Below are 18,366 nucleotides of genomic sequence, written 5' to 3' on the forward strand. Positions count from 1 at the left end.
CCCTCAGGCCCGGCTCTTCCGGTACGCCTCGACCGTCTTCTCCGCGCAGCGCCGCCAGGTGAACCCGGCCGCGTGCGCCCGCCGTTCCGACTGCGCCTCCGGCGTGGCCGGGGCGGCGACGGCCCTGGCCAGCCCGTCGGCCAGTGCCTCCACGTCGCCCACCGGCACGTGCAGCGCGTGCCCGCCGGCGACCTCGCGTAGTGCGGGCACGTCGGAGCAGACCACGGGGATGTTGCAGGCCAGCGCTTCCAGCACCGGCAGCCCGAAGCCCTCGTCGCGCGACGGCAGCACCAGGGCCGTGGCCCCGGCGACGACCGACCGCAGGTGCACGTCCGACAGGTAGCCGGTCCGCAGGACCCGGCCGTCCACACCGGACTGTCCGGGGCCCACGAGCACCAGCGGGGGCAGCGAGGGGTCGGACGCGTGCGCCTTGATGAGGTGCTCGAGGCCCTTGCGGGGACCGTTGGCCCCCACGAACAGCAGGTACTCCGACGGCAGCCCCAGCCGGCCGCGCAACGTGGGCGACGGCGGCCGGGACGCGAACCACGCCGGGTCGACGCCGAGCGGCGTCACGACGATCTTCTCCAGCGGCACCGAGAACCGGTCCGCCACGACGTTCGCCACGGCCGCGGTCGGCGTGCAGATCACGTCCGCGCGCTGGGCGGAGAGCCGGACCAGCTCCGGCAGCCTGCGGTCGGACGGCGGCAGGTCGCCGGGCGCGTCCAGGAACGCCAGGTCGTGGATCGTGACGACCTTGCCCGCCCGCAGCGTCGGCGGCAGCACGAAGTTCGTGCCGTGCATGACGTTCGAGAAGCCCGTCAGGAACTCGACGGGCGGGAACGGGGCGCGCAGCCACATCGCCCGCAGCGCCCGTGCCGCGACCGGCAGGCCGCGCGCCGTCACGTCGTGCGGCAGCACCGTCCGCAACGCGCGCCAGCCGCGCAACGTGAACGCCACCGCCCGGACGTCGACCTCGCCTGGCATGGAAGCCAGCTCTTCGGCCAGTGCCGCCGTGTAGCGGCCGATCCCGGTGCGGTGACCGAGCAGTGGGGTGCCGTCGAGCAGCACCGAGAGGGGTTTCGGGGATCTCGCCATCTACCTGCCACCACGCGCGATCTTGCGCAGGCGCCCCGACGCCCGCTTGGCCAACTCGGTCGGGCCGCCCGCGTCCAGGTACTCGCGCACCAGCCGCAGGTCCCGCTTCACCTTGTCCGTCGTGCTGAGCCCCGGCGTGCGCACCATGGGCGCCGAGCCCGACAGACGGTCCGCCGCGGGCCTGGGGTCGCGGCAGAACTCCGCCAGCGGCGCGAGCGCCGTCTCCCAGGTGAACCGTTCACGGACGACGGCGATGCGCTCGCGGCACGACGCCGCGAACTCCTCGTCGTAGAGCACCTTCTCCAGCGCGTCCGCCAGCGCCTCCGGGTCCTCCGGAGGCACGACGACGCCCAGTCCTTCGCGTTCCACCAGGTCCGCGAACGAGTCGCCGGACGTGGTGACGATCGGCAGGCCCGCCCACAGGTAGTCGAGCACCCGCGTGCGGAACGCGAACGTGGTCTCCACGTGCTCGTAGTGCGTGGTGACGCCGCAGTTCGCGTCGAGCAGCCAGTTCTGCCGCTCGGTGTAGGGCACCCACCCGTCGTTGAAGAACACGTTCTCGCCGGTCAGGCCCAGCGACGCCGCGAGCGAGCGGGTCTGGCCGGCGATGTCCATGTCCGGGACCTCGGGGTTCGGGTGCTTCATCCCGAGGAAGTAGAGCTTCGCGGACGGCTGCCGCCTGCGCAGGTGGTCCATCGCCTTGATGAGCGACAGCGGGTCGAACCACGAGTAGACGCCGCCGGCCCAGATCACGACCTTGTCGGAGTCCTCGACGCCCGGCACCACGCCCTTGATCGCGGGACCCGTGCGCTGCGGCGGCTTGCCCGACAGTCCGAACGGGACGATCCCCAGCAGCGACTGGGTCGTCGGGTCGTTGTCGTAGAGCGTCGGCGTCAACCGGCCCAGCGCGGCCAGGTGGCCCAGCCAGAAGTGCCGCTGGCGTTCGGACGCGCACAGGAAGAAGTCGCCGCGCTCCAGCTGGTTCGTCAGCACGCGCGTGACGCTCTTCAGGTCGGCGGCGCGCTTCTCGTCGCTGTCGTCCTTGCCCTGCTCCAGGAGTTCCAGGTGCATCGGGTCGTAGATGTCGCAGACCACGATCTTGGTACTACCCGGCTGCTTGAGCTCCGAAGCCATTTCCAGCGCGTGGCCCTGCAACACGATCACGTCCGCCCACCGGACGTTCTCGGGCAGCTGCTTGAGCTTGACGCCCTCGATGGTGAACGGGGCGTCCGGCGGGTCGCACAACGGGTTAGTCGTGATCAGCCGGACCTCGTGCTCACCGGAGAGCACGTCCGCCATGTGCCAGGCGCGGATCGCCGGGCCCGCCATGCGCTCGGAGATCGCGTCGCCGGTGATGACGAGGATCTTGCGCGGCTTGCCGAACACCTCGTCGACGCCGAGCGCCTCGACCAGGATGTCGTGCGCCACCAGGTAGCGCGGGATGTCGTAGGCGGGCTCCAGGGCCTTGCGCATCAACGGGACCAGGTCGACGTCGGACCTCCGGCGCGACGCCTGCTCGACGCGGCGCGACTCGGCCAGTTCCGGCATCATCTCGACGAACTGGTCGATGGCGAGGAAGCCCGCGAGCGACTGGCGCGGGATCTCGGCGGGCCTGCGGTCGTCGGCCGGGTCGGCCGGGCGGCGGGTGATCTCGAGCTGCTTCGCGTCGATCTCGCCGCGCGCGGTCGCCCGGCGCACCACCAGGGCCAGCGCCGCGGGCAGCACGCGCGCGAGGGTCTCGTCGGAGAAGTTCTTGTAGAGCGCCGCCAGCGCGTTGCGCTCCAGCAGGTACAGCTCGCGGCTGTGGTCGATCGAGCTCATCGACGCGTGGTGGCGGTGGAACGTGAGCGACGCCGGCTCGTAGCGGACCCGCCAGCCGCGCAGGTTCAGCCGCCAGCCGAGGTCGACGTCCTCGTAGAACATGAAGAACCGCTCGTCGAACCCGCCGAGCTCGCGGTAGAGGGCGGCGCGCACGAACAGCGCCGAGCCGGTGCCGAACAGCACGTCGCGCGGGGCGTCGTGGCTGCCGTCGTCGACCGTGCCGACGTGGCGCTTGTAGCCCATGCCGAACCAGGTCAGGCCGCCGTCGACGAAGTCGATCCTCTCGCCGTCCCAGTCGAGGACCTTGCTCGCGACGGCGCCGACGGACGGTTCGGCGTGGAAGACCCTGATCGCGGTTTTGATCCAGGCGCGGTCCGCGCGCGCGTCGTTGTTGAGGAACGCGAGCACGTCGCCCGTCGCGTGTTCGACGCCGAGGTTGCAGCCGCCGGCGAAGCCGAGGTTCCGGTCGTCGGTGACGATCTTGACACCGGGCTGCCCGCCCAGCTCCTGCTTGAGCCGTGCGGTGTCGTGCGCCTCGTTGTCGACGACGACCACCTGGAGGAGCTCGGCCGGGTAGTCGACCTCGGCCAGGCCGCGCACGCAGGTGATGGTGTCCTCGGCGCCGCGGTAGTTGACGACGACGACGGAGACGGCGGGCAGGGATGCTCGTTCCACGCGCTAAGACTGCCTCATCACTCTGCGCGCCCGCAGTGCGGTTGCGCAGACGAGCAGCAGGAGCACCGCGAGGGGCACCCCGAAGACCCATTCGGTCGACCAGTCGTTGCGCTCGGCGAGCAGCGGGCGCATCACCGGGTGGCGCAGCACGGTCGCCGGACCAGGCAGCATCTTCTTCTCCTGCTCGCCGGGCACCACGATCCGCAGCTCCGCGCCGTCCCGGCAGGTGATGCGGTGGGCGAACGCGGGGTTGTCCGGACCCGGCACGTCGTCGACGCCGCGGATCACGCACGTCTCCCGCGTGGCGAGCACGTCCATCAACGCGCGGTGACCGTCGCTGACGAGGACGGCGGTGCCGGGGACCACGACCATGAGCGCGGGCAGCACGAGCCACGCGGGGCCGAGCTTGCCCACGCCCCACGCGAACGCGAGGGAGCCCAGGCAGCACGGCGCCAGCACGGCGAGCTGGTGGTTCTCGGGCACGACGGCGCCCAGCACGACCGCGGCGGCGATCGCGGCGAGCCCCAGGGCGATGAGGGGTGCCGGCCGCCTCCGGAGCGGCCGGGCGACCGGAACGGGGGGAGTCATCGCACCGGGGACGCGCGTGACCGGCCGGAGGTTGCGGTCAGCGGCCCGCCCAGTCCTGCCAGACGCGGCCGCGCTTCGTGCTCGTCGTGATCGTGCACCGCTGCACGAGCACGGCGGGGAGCCTCAGGAGCACCTCCGCGAGCACCTGGGCGCGCAGGCCGAACCGGAAGTTGGCGGCCCGCGGGGCGTTCCGCCGCAACGGCAGCAGCACCGTGATCGCGAGGAACCGGGCGAGCTGGGTGGCGGCGACCCCCGCCGGTGCGCAGCGCAGGAGCATGAGCAGCCGGTTGCGCTCGTTCCAGCGGTGGAAGAGCCTGGAACCGGGCCGGGTGCTGGCGCCGTGCCGGTGCCGCACGCGCGCCGGCCCGACGGAGACGACCCGGTGCCCCGCCAGCCGCAGCCGCCAGGCCGTGTCGGTGTCCTCGTAGTAGCAGAAGAAGCTCGCCGGGACGCCGCCCACCGCCCGCAGCACGTCGGTCCGCAGCAGCGCGGCCCCGCCGCAGAACCCGAACACCTCGCGCCCCGCGAGCACGAGGTCCTTCCCGTGACCGTCGGCGGTCAGCGCCACGCCGACGGACTGCGTCGAGCCGTCCGCCAGCAGGATCGAGGAGGTGGCGGCCGCCGCGCCGGCGTCCTTCGCGAGAGCGCTCTCCAGCTCGGCCAGCCAGGCGGGTTCCGGGACCGCGTCGTCGTTGAGCCACGCGACGTACGGGGTGTCGACCAGGTGCAGCACGGCGGCGAGGCCACCGGCGTACCCGCGGTTGCGCGGCAGCCTGACGACCTCGTGCCCGCCGAGCAGCTCGGCGGTGCCGTCGTCGGAGGCGTTGTCGACGACGATCGTCCTGTGTGGACTCTTCTGGGCCTTCAGGGCGTCCAGGCACGCCGTGATGTGCTCACGTCCCCGCCACGTCACGACCACCACGGTGCTGAGTGCCGACACGGCGTGAGACGGTACGCGACGTGCCAGAGCTAGTAGTGCTGACCGAGCAACTCAACGCGCCGGTCCCCGGTGGTACCGGCCGCTACACCGCCGAGCTGGTCACGGCGCTGGCCGCGACCGCGCCGCCCGGCTGGACGGTGACCTCCGCGGCCACCGCGAACGCCGACCGCGTGGTCAAGCTGCCCCGGCGGGCGCTGGTGGCGCTGTGGGAGCGCGGTCTCCCGCCCCGGCTCGGGCCGCACGTCCACGCCCCGACGCCGCTCGCCCCGCTGCCCGGCGCCGTCGTGACGGTGCACGACGTGGTGCCGTGGACGCACCCGGAGACGCTGACCCCGCGCGGTGTCGCGTGGCACCGCAAGGTGATCTCCCGGGCGGCGCTGCGGGCACGCGCGCTGGTCGTGCCGACGAAGGCCGTCGCGTCCCAGCTGCAGGAGTGCGTTCGCGTCGAGGTGCCCGTGCACGTGGTGCCGAACGGCGTGACCCGGCTCGTCGGCCCGCCCGCCGAGGACCTCGCGCCCGGTTACGTGCTCGCCATCGGCACGATCGAGCCGCGCAAGGGCTTCGAGCAGCTGGTGCGCGCGACCGAACGGCTTCGGGTGCCGCTCGTGGTCGTCGGCGCGCAGGGGTGGGGCGGCATCTCGCTGAGCGCCCCGCACGTGACGCTGCTGGGCAAGGTGCCCGACTCCCGGCTCGCCTCGGTGCTGGCCGGCGCGACCCTGCTCGCGGCGCCCAGCCTCGCCGAGGGGTTCGGCCTGCCGGTGCTGGAGGCGATGGCCGCGGGGGTGCCCGTGGTGCACTCCGACGACCCCGCCCTGGTGGAGGTCGCGGGCGGCGCGGGCACCGTCGTGCGCCGGGGCGACCTGGCGTCGTTGACGGAAGGTCTGAGGGCCGTGCTGGCCGATCGAGATCACACCGTCGAGGCCGGGATCACCCGCGCGAGTGAGTTCACCTGGGAAAAGACCGCGCGCGGTGTCTGGGACGTCCACGCTGTACGCCCGGATTAGCGCATTCCCTCCAACAGCTTTGGCCGATGACATTACGCTAGCTGATCGTGTCGACCGACGAACCCAGCGTGCTGATCGACGCCACCGCCGTGCCCGCGGACCGGGGTGGCGTCGGCCGATACGTGGATTCGCTCGTCGCCGCCTTGGACGACGACGGGACGAAGCTCTCCGTCGTGTGCCAGCCCCGCGACGAGGACCTGTTCACGAAGATCGCGCCGAACGCCCGCGTGGTGCGCGCCGCCGAGGCCGTCGCGACCAGGACGGCGCGGCTGGCGTGGGAGCAGACGACGCTGCCCAGGCTGATCCGGCACCTGAACGTGGACGTGGTCCACTCGCCGCACTACACGCTCCCGGTCGCGAGCAAGGCCGCCTCGGTCGTGACGCTGCACGACGCCACGTTCTTCACGGACCCGGTGCTGCACTCGTCGGTCAAGGCCCGCTTCTTCCGCACCTGGACCCGCGCCTCGCTCAAGCGCGCGGAGCTCTGCGTGGTGCCGTCCCAGGCGACCGCCGACGAGCTGGTCCGCGTGGCGGGGGCCGACCGCAGGGTCCTGCACATCGCGCAGCACGGCGTCGACACCGAGCGCTTCCACCCGCCGTCGCCCGACGAGACCACGGCCGTCCGGCGCACGTTGTCGTTGGCGGACATGCAGTACGTGGCGTTCCTCGGCGCACTGGAACCGCGCAAGAACGTCCCGGCCCTGATCCGCGGCTTCGCCCAGGCGATGGTCGGCAGGGAGGACCCGCCGGCCCTGGTGCTGGCGGGCCAGCCGGGCTGGGACAGCCAGGTGGAGCGCGCCCTCGACTCCGTGCCGCACCGCATCCGCGTGATCCGGGCGGGCTACCTGCCGTTCGAACAGCTGGCGGGCTTCCTCGGCGGCGCGGTGATGGTCGCCTACCCGTCGCTGGGCGAGGGCTTCGGCCTGCCCGTGCTGGAGGCGATGGCGTGCGGCGCCTGCGTCCTGACGACCCGCAGGCTGTCGCTGCCCGAGGTGGGCGGCGAGGCCGTCGCGTACTGCGGCGTGGGGGCGGGCGACATCGCGGCCGCGATCGCCGACCTCCTGGACGACCCGGCCCGCAGGGCGGCACTGGCCGCCTCGGGCCAGCAACGCGCGAAGGACTTCTCCTGGGCCGTGAGCGCCGAACGCCACCGCCTGGCCTACGAGCGCGCGTCTCTGGTGCGTCGCCGGCGGTGAAACGGACACCACTAGTGTGTCGGCCGTGAACTACGGCGACGGACTTGGTGTCGTGACGGTCACGTACTCGCCGGGCGAGACGCTGGCACCGTTCGTGGACACCCTCGCGAAGGCGACCACCCGGCCGGTGCAGGTGATCCTCGCCGACAACGGGTCTGTGGACGGGGTGCCCGAGGAGGTCGCGGCCTCCCGCGAGGGCGTCCGGTTCGTGCCCACCGGCGGGAACCTCGGGTACGGCGGCGGGGCCAACCGCGGGGTCGCCGCCCTGGGCCCCGACGTCGGGTGGGTGCTGATCTCCAACCCCGACATCGAGTTCTCGCCGGGGTCGGTCGACACCCTGATCGACGCTGCCGAGCGGTGGCCCTCCGGCGGGATGTTCGGGCCGTTGATCCGGGAGCCTTCCGGGGAGGTCTACCCGTCCGCCCGGTTGCTTCCCTCGCTGGGGCGCGGGCTCGGTCACGCGCTGTTCGCCGTGGTGTGGAAGTCGAATCCCTGGACGCGGGCCTATCGGCAGGAACAGGCTCCGGTCGAGCGCGCCGCCGAGTGGTTGTCCGGGTCCTGCTTCCTGATGCGCCGGTCCGTGTTCGACGCCGTCGGCGGGTTCGACGAGCGGTACTTCATGTACTTCGAGGACGTCGACCTGGGCGAACGGGTCGGGCGCGCCGGGTATCTGAACGTCTACGTGCCCGACGCCGAGGTCGTGCACATCGGGGGGCATTCGACCGCCCGGTCTTCCGACCGGATGCTCCGGGAGCACCACCTGTCGGCTTATCGGTACCTGGCTGATCGGCATCCCGGGGTTTTGTGGGCTCCGTTTCGGGCCGCGTTGAAGTTGGGGTTGTCCTTGCGGGTCCGGTTGTTGACCAGGTCTTGAGCTGGGTTTCGCCCAGGGCGCCGTTCACCCCGCAGAACTGTCAGACCCCATCGGTACGTTGGGCCGCGGGGGAGCCTGAACCCGAGGGGACCCCTGCGCGAGCCTGCCCCGCGCCGGGCTCGCACCCCGTCACACCAGCTCAGCCCGGCCGGCCAACCCGACCCGACGCGCGCCCGCGTTCGGACTAGCGGCGTTGCGCCGAAAAGCGTGGTGCGGCCATCGTCACATGTCGCCGCTCAGGCGCTGCGACAGCGTGTTCCTGGTCGGCTTGTGGTTCGAGACCGTCGGGATCATGCCCGGCTGCACGACCTGGGTGATCTCCGCGTCGTCCGCCGGGGCCGCCTGTGCGGGCATCGGGGTGGTCGGCGCGGGCTGGCCGGGGCGCTGCTGGGGTGGGCGCTGGTTCGACTGCCGGCCCATCTGGGCCTGCGACAGGATCATGGTCGAGTCCGGGTCGCGGCGCGGGTCCATGGCGTTGACCAGCGTTCTCGGGATCTGCTGGGTGTCTGACGCGTCCATCGGGGACGTCATGTTGTCCGGCGTCACGATGTTCCGCCCACGTGCGCGGGCGCGGGCGAGCATGGCGTCGGCCCGGTCGCGGGGGTCCATGTCGGATTTTGCTCCTTGCCGGGACCAGATCCCGTATGACGATCTGCTTCGTGTCAGAGTATTCCGTCGAACGGCTTGCTGTAACGCGGAGGAGGAAAAAGGTGCACGGCGTCGAAGCTGTGGTGCTGGTCGGGGGCAAGGGCACTCGTCTTCGCCCCCTGACCCTGTCCGCTCCCAAGCCCATGTTGCCGACTGCGGGGGTGCCGTTCCTGACGCACCTGCTGTCGCGGATCAAGGAAGCCGGCATCACGCACGTGGTGCTGGGCACGAGCTACAAGGCCGAGGTCTTCGAGGAGTACTTCGGTGACGGGTCGCGACTCGGGCTGGAGCTCGAGTACGTGGTCGAGGAGGTGCCGCTCGACACGGCGGGCGCGATCCGCAACGTGGCGGACAGGCTGCGTGAGCCCGACGTGATGGTCTTCAACGGCGACATCCTGTCGGGAGTGGACCTGACCGGGATCGTCGACACGCACCGCGAGCACTCGGCGGACGTGACGTTGCACCTGGTCAAGGTCGCCGACCCGCGGGCGTTCGGGTGTGTGCCCACGGACGAGGAGGGGCGCGTCCAAGCGTTCCTCGAGAAGACCGAGAACCCGCCGACGGACCAGATCAACGCCGGGTGCTACGTGTTCCGGCGTGAGGTGATCGACGCGATTCCCGCCGGGCGGCCGGTGTCGGTGGAGCGCGAGACGTTCCCCGGGCTGCTCGAGGCGGGCAAGCGCCTGCAGGGGCACGTGGACGCCACCTACTGGCTCGACCTCGGCAAGCCCGAGGCGTTCGTGCAGGGGTCCGCGGACCTCGTGCGCGGGGTGGCGCCGTCGGCGGCGGTCGCGCAGGCCGGTGACTTCCTCGTGCTCGAGGGGTCCAGCGTGCACGACGGCGCGACGGTCAAGGGCGGCAGCACGGTCGGTGCGAACTGCACGGTTGCGGAGGGCGCGGTGCTCGACGGCGCGATCCTGTTCGACGGTGCCGTCGTCGGCGAGAACGCCGTCGTCGAGCGGTCGATCGTCGGTGCCGGGGCGCTCGTGCAGGCCGGTGCGGTGCTGCGCGACGCCGTCGTGGGGGACAGCGCCGTGATCGGCGCGCGGTGTGAGCTCATCGGCGGAGCGCGGGTCTGGCCGGGTGTGGTGCTGCCCGAGGCCGGGGTGCGCTTCTCGACGGATGCCTAGCAGGACCTGGACACCACCGTTCCCACTCGACCTGGGAGCGGTGCTCCTGCCGTTGCGCCGCGGGCCGGGCGACCCGTCCTTCAGCACGGAGGGCGGCATCTGGTTCGCGGCGAACACGCCGTGCGGGCCCGGCACGATCCACGTCCGGCGCACGGACGTCGTGCAAGCGCAGGCGTGGGGTGAGGGCGGGCCGTGGCTGCTGGACGGCCTGCCCGCCCTGCTCGGCGCCGACGACTCGCTGGACGAGTTCGTCGCGCACCACCCGCTCGTCGCCGAGTCGCGCCGGCAGCGGCCCGGGTTGCGGCTCGGGGCGACGAACCGGGTCTGGGACCTGCTGTTCGCGTCGATCCTGGAGCAGAAGGTCACCGGCGTCGAAGCGTTCCGCACGTGGCGCGAGCTCGGGCGGAGGTTCGGCGAGCCGGCACCGGGACCGAAGCCGCTCAAGGTCCCGCCGACGCCCCAGCGGTTGCTGGCCCTGCGCGACTGGGAGTGGCACCAGTGCGGGCTCGACGGCGCCCGCAGGAGGACGTTGGTCAACGCCGCCCAGGTCGCGCACCGGCTGGAGAAGGCCGCCGAGACGCGCAGCCGCGAGCTGCTCGAGAAGGTGCCCGGCATCGGCGTCTGGACCTCGGCCGAGGTGGCGCAGCGGTCGTGGGGCGACCCGGACGCCGTGAGCGTCGGCGACTACCACGTCGCCAAGAACGTGACGTGGGCGCTGACCGGCACGCCGGGCGACGACAACGCCATGATGGAGCTGCTGGCGCCGTACCAGCCGCAGCGCCACCGCGCCGTCATGTACCTGACGGCGGCGGGCCTGCGGCGGCCGCGGCGGGCACCGAGGTTCTCGCCGCGCGACTACCGCACCTTCTAGCGCAGGCGTGCGAGAGCGCTCTCGATCAGCGGGTGCAGGTCGTCCACGTTGTCGGGCAGCTGGTCCAGCGGCCACCACTGCAGGTCGACCGACTCCGCCGAGCGGACCGGTTGCGCGCCAACGGGTGCGCGGACCAGGAACCGCACGTCGAAGTGCCGCGTCGGCTTGCCCAGCGAGCACGTGATCGGGTGCACGTCGAGGTGGACCGGGGTCGGCTCGATGCGCAGGCCGCGGATGCCCGACTCCTCGGTCGCCTCGCGCAGCGCCGCGGCGACCAGCGTCTCGTCCTCCGGCTCGCAGTGGCCGCCGAGCTGCAGCCACCGGCCCACGCGCGGGTGCAGGGTCAGCAGCGCGTGCTCTCCGGTGGCGTCCAGCACGAGCGCGGACGCCGTGAGGTGGCCGGGTTCGCAGGACCGCAGGCAGGCGTCCTCGCGTGCGGCGAGGAAGCCGAGGTAGGCCTCCTTCAGCGCGTCCTGGCCGGTGAAGCGGCCCAGGGTGGCGACCGCGTCGTCGTGCAGAGTCACAGCTCGATCAGCCCTTCCAGCGGCTCGCGCGGGACGAGCGGCTCGACCGGGTGGCCGACCGCTACCGCGCCCAGCGGTTCCCAGTCACCGGGAACACCCAGCACGGAGCGCACCACGTCCGCGCAGAAGATCGTCGACGACACCCAGCACGAGCCGAGCCCCTCGGCGGCCAGCGCCACCAGCAGGCCCTGCACGGCGGCGCCGCCGGCGACCGTGAACATCGTCTTCTCGGCGTCGGCCCGGCGGTCGTCGGGGTAGGTGTGCGCGCCGTCGCGGACCAGGAACGGCACCACGACCTCCGGCGCCTCCACGAGCAGGTCGCCCCGGCGCACCCGGCGCGCGATCTGCTCGTCGGTGAACCCGTCGGCCCGCAGGTCGGACTCCCACCGCTCGCGCATCGCCGTCAGCAGCTCGGTCCGCTTCTCCCGCACCAGGACGAACCGCAGCGGCTTCGTGTGGTGCGGCGCGGGCGCGGTCAGCGCGGCACCGACGGCCCGCTTCAGCACCGCGAGGTCCACGGGCTCGTCGCGGTAGAACCGCACGGACTTCCGCATCAGCACGGCTTCCGCGCGGCCCTGGGCCAGCGCCTCCTCGGTGCCGAGGCGGAACAGGTCCTCGCCGGTCGCCCGGACCAGGTCGCGGGCCGTGGAGCCGTCGTCGACGACCTCGAACCCGCGCAGCACCGCCACCGGCACCGCGCCGAGCTTGCCCTTCACCAGGTCCGCCGCCGCCGCGATCTCGTCGGCGACCGCGACCAGCGTCACGGCGAGCTGGTTGCCGTGCCCGTCGACCGAACCCGCGTAGTCGTGCAGCACGCGGATGCCCGACGACCCGATCGCGGCGTCGGTCTGGCCGACCCGCCACGCCCGGCCCATCGTGTCCGTGACGACCACGGCGACCTCGACGCCCAGCAGACCCCTCAGCGCGCCGCGCAGGGCCGCCGCCGAGCCGTCCGGGTCGACGGGGAGCAGGGCGATCTCGTCGCCCGCCACGTTCGAAGCGTCCACTCCGGACGCCGCCTGCACGATGCCGAGCTTGTTCTCGGTGATCAGCGTGCGCATCTTGCGGGCGATGACCCGCACCGACTCCGCGGCGACGTGCTCGCGCCGGACGCGGTCCCGTTCCTCGGGGTCGGCGGGAACGCGGACGAGCCTTCCCTCCACTTTGGACAGCACTTTGGACGTGACGACGAGCACGTCGCCGTCGCGCAGCCAGGGCGCGGCCGCGGCGATCGCGCCGGCCAGGTCGTCACCGGGGCGGAACTCCGGGAGTCCCGGGACCGGCAGCAGCTCCAGCGCCGCGGCGCCGTGGTCAGCCAACGTCGACCCCGGCGAGCTCGAGCGCGTCGCGGGCCATCTGCGCCGTCGTGTCCACATCGGACATCAGCAGCGGGACGGCGCGCACCGCGACACCGGGGACGTCCGCGCGGTCGCCGGTGTGCACCAGCCACGCGTCGAGGATGCCGTCCTCGGAGCACTTGCGGGAGCCGTAGAGCCGGCCGACCGCCTCGGCGGAGGTCTCCACGCCGATCGCGTCCAGGCAGGCGTCGGCCATGCCCCGCAACGGTTTCCCGCCGATGATGGGCGACAGGCCCACGACACCGGCGTCGGTCTTGCGCAGCGCGTCGCGCACGCCGGGCACGTTGAGGATCGTGCCGACGCTCACGACGGGGTTGGACGGGGCCAGGACGACGGCGTCGGCCCCCGCGATCGCGTCCAGCACGCCGGGCCCGGCCGTGGCGGTCTCGGCGCCGACGAACGCGAACGACTTCGCGGGCACCGCGGCCCGGTGCCGGACCCACCACTCCTGGAAGTGGATGGCCTTCGTCTCACCCTCGAGCTCGACGACGACGTGGGTCTCCACCCGGTCGTCGGACATCGGCAGCAGCCGCACGCCCGGCTGCCACCGGTCGCACAGCGCCTCGGTGACGGCCGACAGCGGGTAGCCGGCGCGCAGCATGCGGGTGCGGACGAGGTGGGTGGCGAGGTCGCGGTCACCGAGACCGAACCACGTCGGTTCGGCCCCGTACGCCGCCAGCTCCTCCTTGACGGTCCACGACTCGCCCGCACGGCCCCAGCCGCGTTCGGTGTCGATCCCGCCGCCCAGCGTGTACATGCAGGTGTCGAGGTCGGGCGTGATGCGCAGCCCGTGCATCCACACGTCATCCCCGGTGTTGACCACCGCGGTGACGTCCGCTCCGAGAGCCTTCAGCCCCTGCAGGAACCTCGCGCCGCCGACCCCGCCGACCAGTGCTACGACCTTCACGCCGGACCATGCTTCCACAGCGTCTCAGCAGGCCTCAGCACGCCTACAGGTAGCGCCAGAACATGAACGCGGCCGCACCGGCGCCCGCGTCGCCGACGTCGCCGCCGATCGCCTCGAACACCGCGCCGGCCAGCTGGAAGAACAGCGCGTTGACCTCGGAGAAGCCGATCAGCACGGCGAACAGGATCAGCGGCGCCCACGGCCGGGCCTTGGCGCCGAACCGCTGCGCCTCGTAGGGCAGGAAGGGCTCGATGGCGCCCCAGCCGTCGAGGCCGGGGATCGGCAGGATGTTCAGGACGAACGCGATCACCTGCAACAAGGCCAGGTACGAAATCGCGGCGGCGAGCGCGAGCGGCGGTGAGAACAACGTCACGACCAGCGCGAGCAGGACGCCGATCACGAGGTTCGCGAACGGCCCCGCGAGGGAGACCAGCGACTCGACCTTCTTCGACCGCAGGGCGTGGTGGTTGATCCACACGGCGCCACCGGGGAGGGGGATTCCGCCGAACACGAGCAGCACGAGCGGCAGCACGATGCTCAGCACCGGGTCGGTGTAACGGCGGATGTCGAGGGTGAGATAACCCTTGTCGCGTACGGAGAAATCGCCGCCCTTGTACGCGACGGCGGCGTGCCCGAACTCGTGCAGGCACAGCGTGACCGCCCACCCGGCGAGTACGAAGAGGATGGTGCCCGAGATGATGGCGACGTCACCCTCGAGCAGGGTGAGGGCCGCTCCGGCGGCGGTCGCCGCGAGCAGGCCGAGGAACAGTGGGCTGGGGCGAACCGCTGATCGCTTCACCCCACCAGTGTGGCGTGTCGGCTGGCGTGGTGGGCCGTTCGGGGACAGGTAGCGACACCCGAATCACCGTCCGTGCAGTCAGTCAAGGTTTTTGCGGCCATCCGCGCGAATATCCCCCGACGTGTGGACTCCGCTTGACCGCCCGCTGTGACGCAGGTGTAATCACATCGGTGTCATTCGTCGTTGTGGGAACGGCGTCTGGCGTCCGCCAACCGGGGAGAGCGGAAGGCGAGGAGGCGGACGAAATGAAAGAATTCGAAGAGCTCGAAGAAGATCACGTCACGCAGCCGGTCGTGCAGGGCGAGCTGTCGTACCTGTTCGACCCTGCCGACGAGCAGGACTGGCAGGAGCGCGCGCTGTGCGCGCAGACCGATCCCGAAGCGTTCTTCCCGGAAAAGGGCGGATCGACGAGGGAGGCCAAGCGCATCTGCCTGGGCTGCGAGGTTCGGTCGGAGTGCCTGGAGTACGCGCTCCAGCACGACGAACGCTTCGGCATCTGGGGTGGTCTCTCGGAGAGAGAGCGCCGCAAGCTCAAGAAGCGGGCCGTCTAAAGCGTGATCTTCGTGCCTTAACTTGAGGACGTGACAAGTCCTCACCCGAGGCTCCGGACAGCGCCGGTGCTGTGCGTCCTGGTCTGCCACGACGGCGACCAGTGGCTCAGCACGGCGCTGTCCGCTTTGCGGCGCCAGCGAATCCGTCCGCGGCACGTCATCGCGGTCGACACCGGATCGACGGACCACACCCCGGCGGTGCTGAAGAAGGCGCTGCTGGCGGAGGCGGGGGATCTGCTGGACGGCGTGCTGACCCTGCCGCGCGGCACGGGTTTCGGCACCGCCGTGCGCGTCGCCGTCGAGCACGCCGTCGACCGGTGGGGCGATCCCGGCAGGTGGCTGTGGTTGCTGCACGACGACAGCGCGCCGGAACCCGACTGCCTGGCGGCCCTGCTGACCGCGGCCGAGGTGTCGCCGTCGGCCTCCGTGCTGGGCCCGCTGTGCCTCGATTGGGTGGATTCCCGGCTCGTCGTCGAAGCGGGACTGTCGACGGATTCTTCAGGACATCGACAGACCGGCCTTTCGTCGGCGGAGCACTCGGCGTCGTTCCAGCAAAGCACCGAGGTGCTCGCCGTTTCGTCGGCCGGTTCGTTGATCAAACGTGAGGTGTGGCACGCGCTCGGCGGTTACGACGAGGCGATGCCGTTGCTGCGCGACGATCTCGACTTCGGCTGGCGCGCTAATCGCGCGGGTCATTTGGTCCTGTGCGTACCGGTCGCACGCATGCGCCACGCGCGCGCCGCGACTAAAGGCGCACGCCGTTTGGACGCGGTCATGGCACGGCCGGGTCCGTCATTTCACGGCGTCGACCGGGCGCACGGCATGCGCACTTTCTTGGTCAATTGTTCAGGTTTCTCGTTCCTCATCGGACTGCCGCGGCTCGTGCTCCTGTCGCTGCTGCGCGCCCTGGGGTTCCTCTTCCTCCGGCGTTTCGCGGACGCACACGCCGAAGCCGGTGCCGCCCGCTACCTGCTGACGCGGGCCCGGCTGCGCGAAGGTCGCCGCACGCGCCGCGGCTCCGCCGTCGTCCCCGGCCTCTTCACCAGCAGACTCACCAGGTTGCGCAACGCGGTCCGCGCCGGCGCGGCGTTCCTGATCCGCCGCCGCGTGCAGGCCGACGCCGAGCTGGGTCGTTTGCCCGCAACCGATTCCGGCTCGACCTGGCTGGATCCGTCCGAAGTGGACTCACCGCTCGTCGGCCCGTCCGCGCTGCCCGCCGGGGCCTCCCGCGGCCGCCCCCGCGTCGCCGGTCTGCGACGGCCTCCGGTCGTCGTCTCCCTCGACGCCGGTCTGCCGGGTGAGGCGAAGCCGACACCGCGTCCGCGCCCGTCGCCGGGACCCCGCGGCGCCGACCGGATCTTCGTCGAGGTCGACCAGTCGCGCGTCCTGCGGTCGCTGGTTCTCGCGCCGCCGGTCCTGTTGGTGTTGACCTTGTCACTCGTTGCGGTGATCGTGAACTGGTCCCGGCTCGGGCTGGACCTCGCCGGCGGCCGGTTGCTCCCGGTCGGTTCGCTCGGCTCGGTGTGGTCGACGTACCTCGCGTCGTGGCACCCGGTCTCCGGCGGCACCGCTGCCCCGGCCCCCGCGGCTCTGGCCGTGCTGGGTCTGATGCCCGGCGGGCCGTCGTTCGCTGTGTCGTTGCTCATGCTCGGCGACATCCCCCTCGCCGCGTTGGCCGCTTACATCGCGTCGCGAGGGTTGCGCGTACGCCGTTCCGTGCGCGCGGTGGTGGCTGCCTTCTACGGACTGCTGCCCGTGGCCACCACGGCTGTAGCCGAGGGACGGCTCGACGTCGTCGTCGTGCACGTCGTGACCCCCCTCGTCTTCGCGGGTGTCTACGCGGTCTTGCGCGCGTCGTCGACCCACGCCTGGCTGCCGATGGCGTCCGGCACCGCTCTCGGCGTCGCGGTGCTGGGGGCGTTCTCGCCGCTGACCCACGTCGTGGTGATCGTCGGGTCGCTGGCGGGCTTCGTCGCGGTGACCGGCGGGGCGCGGCGGATCGCCGCCCTGTTCGCGATCGTGCTGCTGCCGATGGCGTTGCTGCTGCCCTGGCCCGCGGTGTTGCTGCAACACCCGGAGAAGGTCTTGAACGGCCTCGGCGCGGTGTTCGAGTCGCCGCCGCCGAACCTGATCGTGTGCTCGGTGTTCGCCGCGGCCGGCTTCGCCGCCGCCGTGCTGCGCCCGAACACCGCGATGCTGCCCGGCGCCCTGGTGGTCGTGCTGGCAGTAGGTGCGCTGGCCGCCGTGTCCGCCGTCGGTGCGTGGCCCGGCGCACCGTTGGTCGTGCTGGCGTGGGGACTCGTCTGGGTGGTTCTCGCGGCGTGCCGGCGCGGGGTGGCGCCCGGGATCGCCGCGCAGGCGTCCGTGCGGCGTGCCGTCTACGTCGTCGGCGTGGTGACGCTGGTCTGCCTGTCGGTGGCCGGGTTCCTCGACCTCCGGTCCGGGCCGTTGCAGGCCGGCGGCGGGGTGGCGCTCGGGCCGTCGCCGACCGCGGAGCTGGAGCGGACCGGGCGCTCGGTGCTGATCGTGGGGGACGCGGTCCGGCAGGTGGCCGGCCGGATGCCGGCCTTCGGCGACGACGACCTCGTGCCCACCGTGTCGTCACCGGCCCGGCTGCGGCGGTGGAACTCGTCGTTGCTGGACGGGTCGCCCGAGGTGGTCAAGACCGCTTTGGCCCAGGCTGCTTCTTCCGGTGTCGTCTTCGTGGTCCTGCCTTCCTCGGCGGTGGCTTCCCGGGTTTCCGCAGCGGCCGGGGAGTTGGTTTCCGTCGCTCCTCCCGCTTCTGACGGGCGGCCTGTTCTTCGATTGCGCCTCGTCGCCGACACCGGGGTTTTGCTGGCCCCCGATCTGGCTCGGCGGGCTCGCACCGGTGGGGAGCCTTCCGCTGTTCTCTCCGCTGAGGGCGTGGCCGCGGTGAACCTGTCGCTGCCCGATGTCGCCGTTCGGGTTTCGCCTGGTGGGGAGGGGCGAGTGCTCGTTCTGGCCGCTGAGGACGAGCCCGGGTGGCGGGTGTTCGTCGACTCCGTCGAGGTGCCTGTGGTTCGAGTCTGGGGGCATTTGGTGGGGGTTCCGCTGCCTTCCTCCCGGGCTGATGTCCGGGTGGAGATGTCTTCCGGGTTGCGGGATTTCTTGCTGTTGGGGCAGGGGGCGGCTGCTTTGTTCACCCTGTTGACCGCTGTTCCTTCTCGGCGGCGGGTTTCGTAGGGGGGTGGCCTGGTGTGTTCGCCTTGTTGCGTTCCCCGGTTGCGTTCCCCGGTCGCGTTCCCCCGCTGCGTTCCCCTGTTGCGTGCGTGGGGTTGCCTTGCGTGCTTTCCCCAGGGGCTCTGCCCCTGGACCCCGCCAATCTGATCCGGGGGGCCGCGCCGGTCGTGGGTTGATGGCACGC

General features: G+C 72.0%; 16 protein-coding genes. 7 read left to right on the forward strand and 9 right to left on the reverse strand.

The features are described from left to right. Positions 1–3 precede the first annotated feature (3 nt). Genes ACFWGZ_RS05600 through ACFWGZ_RS05615 form a run of 4 tightly spaced genes read right to left on the reverse strand, consistent with a single transcriptional unit; the run spans position 4 to position 5,119 of the window. Positions 4–1,095, reverse strand: coding sequence for a glycosyltransferase family 4 protein (locus tag ACFWGZ_RS05600; protein WP_382450267.1), 1,092 nt, complete (start codon positions 1,093–1,095; stop codon positions 4–6). Next, complete coding sequence (locus ACFWGZ_RS05605; RefSeq protein ID WP_382450268.1) at positions 1,096–3,591, reverse strand: glycosyltransferase; 2,496 nt, start codon at positions 3,589–3,591, stop codon at positions 1,096–1,098. It lies immediately after the preceding gene. 3 nt (positions 3,592–3,594) lie between these two features. Beyond that, entirely contained in the window at positions 3,595–4,179 is a 585-nt protein-coding gene (locus tag ACFWGZ_RS05610) for a hypothetical protein (RefSeq protein ID WP_382450269.1), read from the reverse strand. Positions 4,180–4,216: 37 nt separating this feature from the next. Beyond that, positions 4,217–5,119: a glycosyltransferase family 2 protein gene (locus ACFWGZ_RS05615; protein WP_382450270.1), complete on the reverse strand. Its 903-nt coding sequence runs from the start codon at positions 5,117–5,119 to the stop codon at positions 4,217–4,219. A 20-nt stretch (positions 5,120–5,139) separates the two neighbouring features. Between ACFWGZ_RS05615 and ACFWGZ_RS05620 the strand changes: the two genes are divergently transcribed. From ACFWGZ_RS05620 to ACFWGZ_RS05630, 3 genes are all read left to right on the forward strand, one after another. Next, positions 5,140–6,123: a glycosyltransferase family 4 protein gene (locus ACFWGZ_RS05620; RefSeq protein WP_382450271.1), complete on the forward strand. Its 984-nt coding sequence runs from the start codon at positions 5,140–5,142 to the stop codon at positions 6,121–6,123. Positions 6,124–6,191: 68 nt separating this feature from the next. Then, positions 6,192–7,319 (forward strand): glycosyltransferase family 4 protein, encoded by a 1,128-nt coding sequence (locus ACFWGZ_RS05625; protein ID WP_382450282.1) that lies wholly within the window; start codon positions 6,192–6,194, stop codon positions 7,317–7,319. A 16-nt stretch (positions 7,320–7,335) separates the two neighbouring features. Beyond that, on the forward strand, positions 7,336–8,193 hold the full coding sequence (locus ACFWGZ_RS05630) for a glycosyltransferase family 2 protein (RefSeq protein WP_382450272.1): 858 nt from the start codon (positions 7,336–7,338) through the stop codon (positions 8,191–8,193). Positions 8,194–8,415: 222 nt separating this feature from the next. On the opposite strand, the gene ACFWGZ_RS05635 is transcribed toward ACFWGZ_RS05630, so the two are convergent. Beyond that, complete coding sequence (locus ACFWGZ_RS05635) at positions 8,416–8,802, reverse strand: hypothetical protein (protein ID WP_382450273.1); 387 nt, start codon at positions 8,800–8,802, stop codon at positions 8,416–8,418. Positions 8,803–8,921: 119 nt separating this feature from the next. On the opposite strand from ACFWGZ_RS05635, the gene ACFWGZ_RS05640 reads away from it, so the two are divergent. After that, entirely contained in the window at positions 8,922–9,971 is a 1,050-nt protein-coding gene (locus ACFWGZ_RS05640; RefSeq protein WP_382450283.1) for a sugar phosphate nucleotidyltransferase, read from the forward strand. Further along, positions 9,964–10,842: a DNA-3-methyladenine glycosylase family protein gene (locus tag ACFWGZ_RS05645; protein WP_382450274.1), complete on the forward strand. Its 879-nt coding sequence runs from the start codon at positions 9,964–9,966 to the stop codon at positions 10,840–10,842. The genes ACFWGZ_RS05640 and ACFWGZ_RS05645 overlap by 8 nt, the downstream gene beginning before the upstream one ends. Here ACFWGZ_RS05645 and ACFWGZ_RS05650 read toward each other — a convergent pair. From ACFWGZ_RS05650 to ACFWGZ_RS05665, 4 genes are read right to left on the reverse strand one after another with little or no spacing between them, the layout of a single operon-like run. Continuing rightward, positions 10,839–11,366 (reverse strand): NUDIX hydrolase, encoded by a 528-nt coding sequence (locus tag ACFWGZ_RS05650; protein WP_382450275.1) that lies wholly within the window; start codon positions 11,364–11,366, stop codon positions 10,839–10,841. The genes ACFWGZ_RS05645 and ACFWGZ_RS05650 overlap by 4 nt on opposite strands. Next, positions 11,363–12,742 (reverse strand): coenzyme F420-0:L-glutamate ligase, encoded by a 1,380-nt coding sequence (locus ACFWGZ_RS05655; protein ID WP_382450276.1) that lies wholly within the window; start codon positions 12,740–12,742, stop codon positions 11,363–11,365. The genes ACFWGZ_RS05650 and ACFWGZ_RS05655 overlap by 4 nt, the downstream gene beginning before the upstream one ends. Further along, positions 12,678–13,631 carry a 2-phospho-L-lactate transferase gene (cofD, locus tag ACFWGZ_RS05660; RefSeq protein WP_382450277.1) on the reverse strand — a complete coding sequence of 318 codons (954 nt, stop codon included), beginning with the start codon at positions 13,629–13,631 and terminating at the stop codon, positions 12,678–12,680. Before cofD ends, ACFWGZ_RS05655 begins: the two co-directional genes overlap by 65 nt. Positions 13,632–13,674: 43 nt before the next feature. Continuing rightward, a complete protein-coding gene (locus tag ACFWGZ_RS05665) occupies positions 13,675–14,430 on the reverse strand; it encodes a site-2 protease family protein (RefSeq protein WP_382450278.1) in 756 nt (251 codons plus the stop codon). Between the two features lie 245 nt (positions 14,431–14,675). Between ACFWGZ_RS05665 and ACFWGZ_RS05670 the strand changes: the two genes are divergently transcribed. Beyond that, the gene (locus tag ACFWGZ_RS05670; RefSeq protein WP_382450279.1) at positions 14,676–14,981 is read left to right on the forward strand and encodes a WhiB family transcriptional regulator; all 306 of its coding nucleotides are present in this window, start codon (positions 14,676–14,678) and stop codon (positions 14,979–14,981) included. Between the two features lie 30 nt (positions 14,982–15,011). After that, entirely contained in the window at positions 15,012–18,185 is a 3,174-nt protein-coding gene (locus ACFWGZ_RS05675; protein WP_382450280.1) for a glycosyltransferase, read from the forward strand. The last annotated feature ends 181 nt before the right edge of the window (positions 18,186–18,366 follow it).

Origin of the sequence: Lentzea sp. NPDC060358 (genome assembly GCF_042725365.1) — a bacterium.
GTDB lineage: Bacteria > Actinomycetota > Actinomycetes > Mycobacteriales > Pseudonocardiaceae > Lentzea.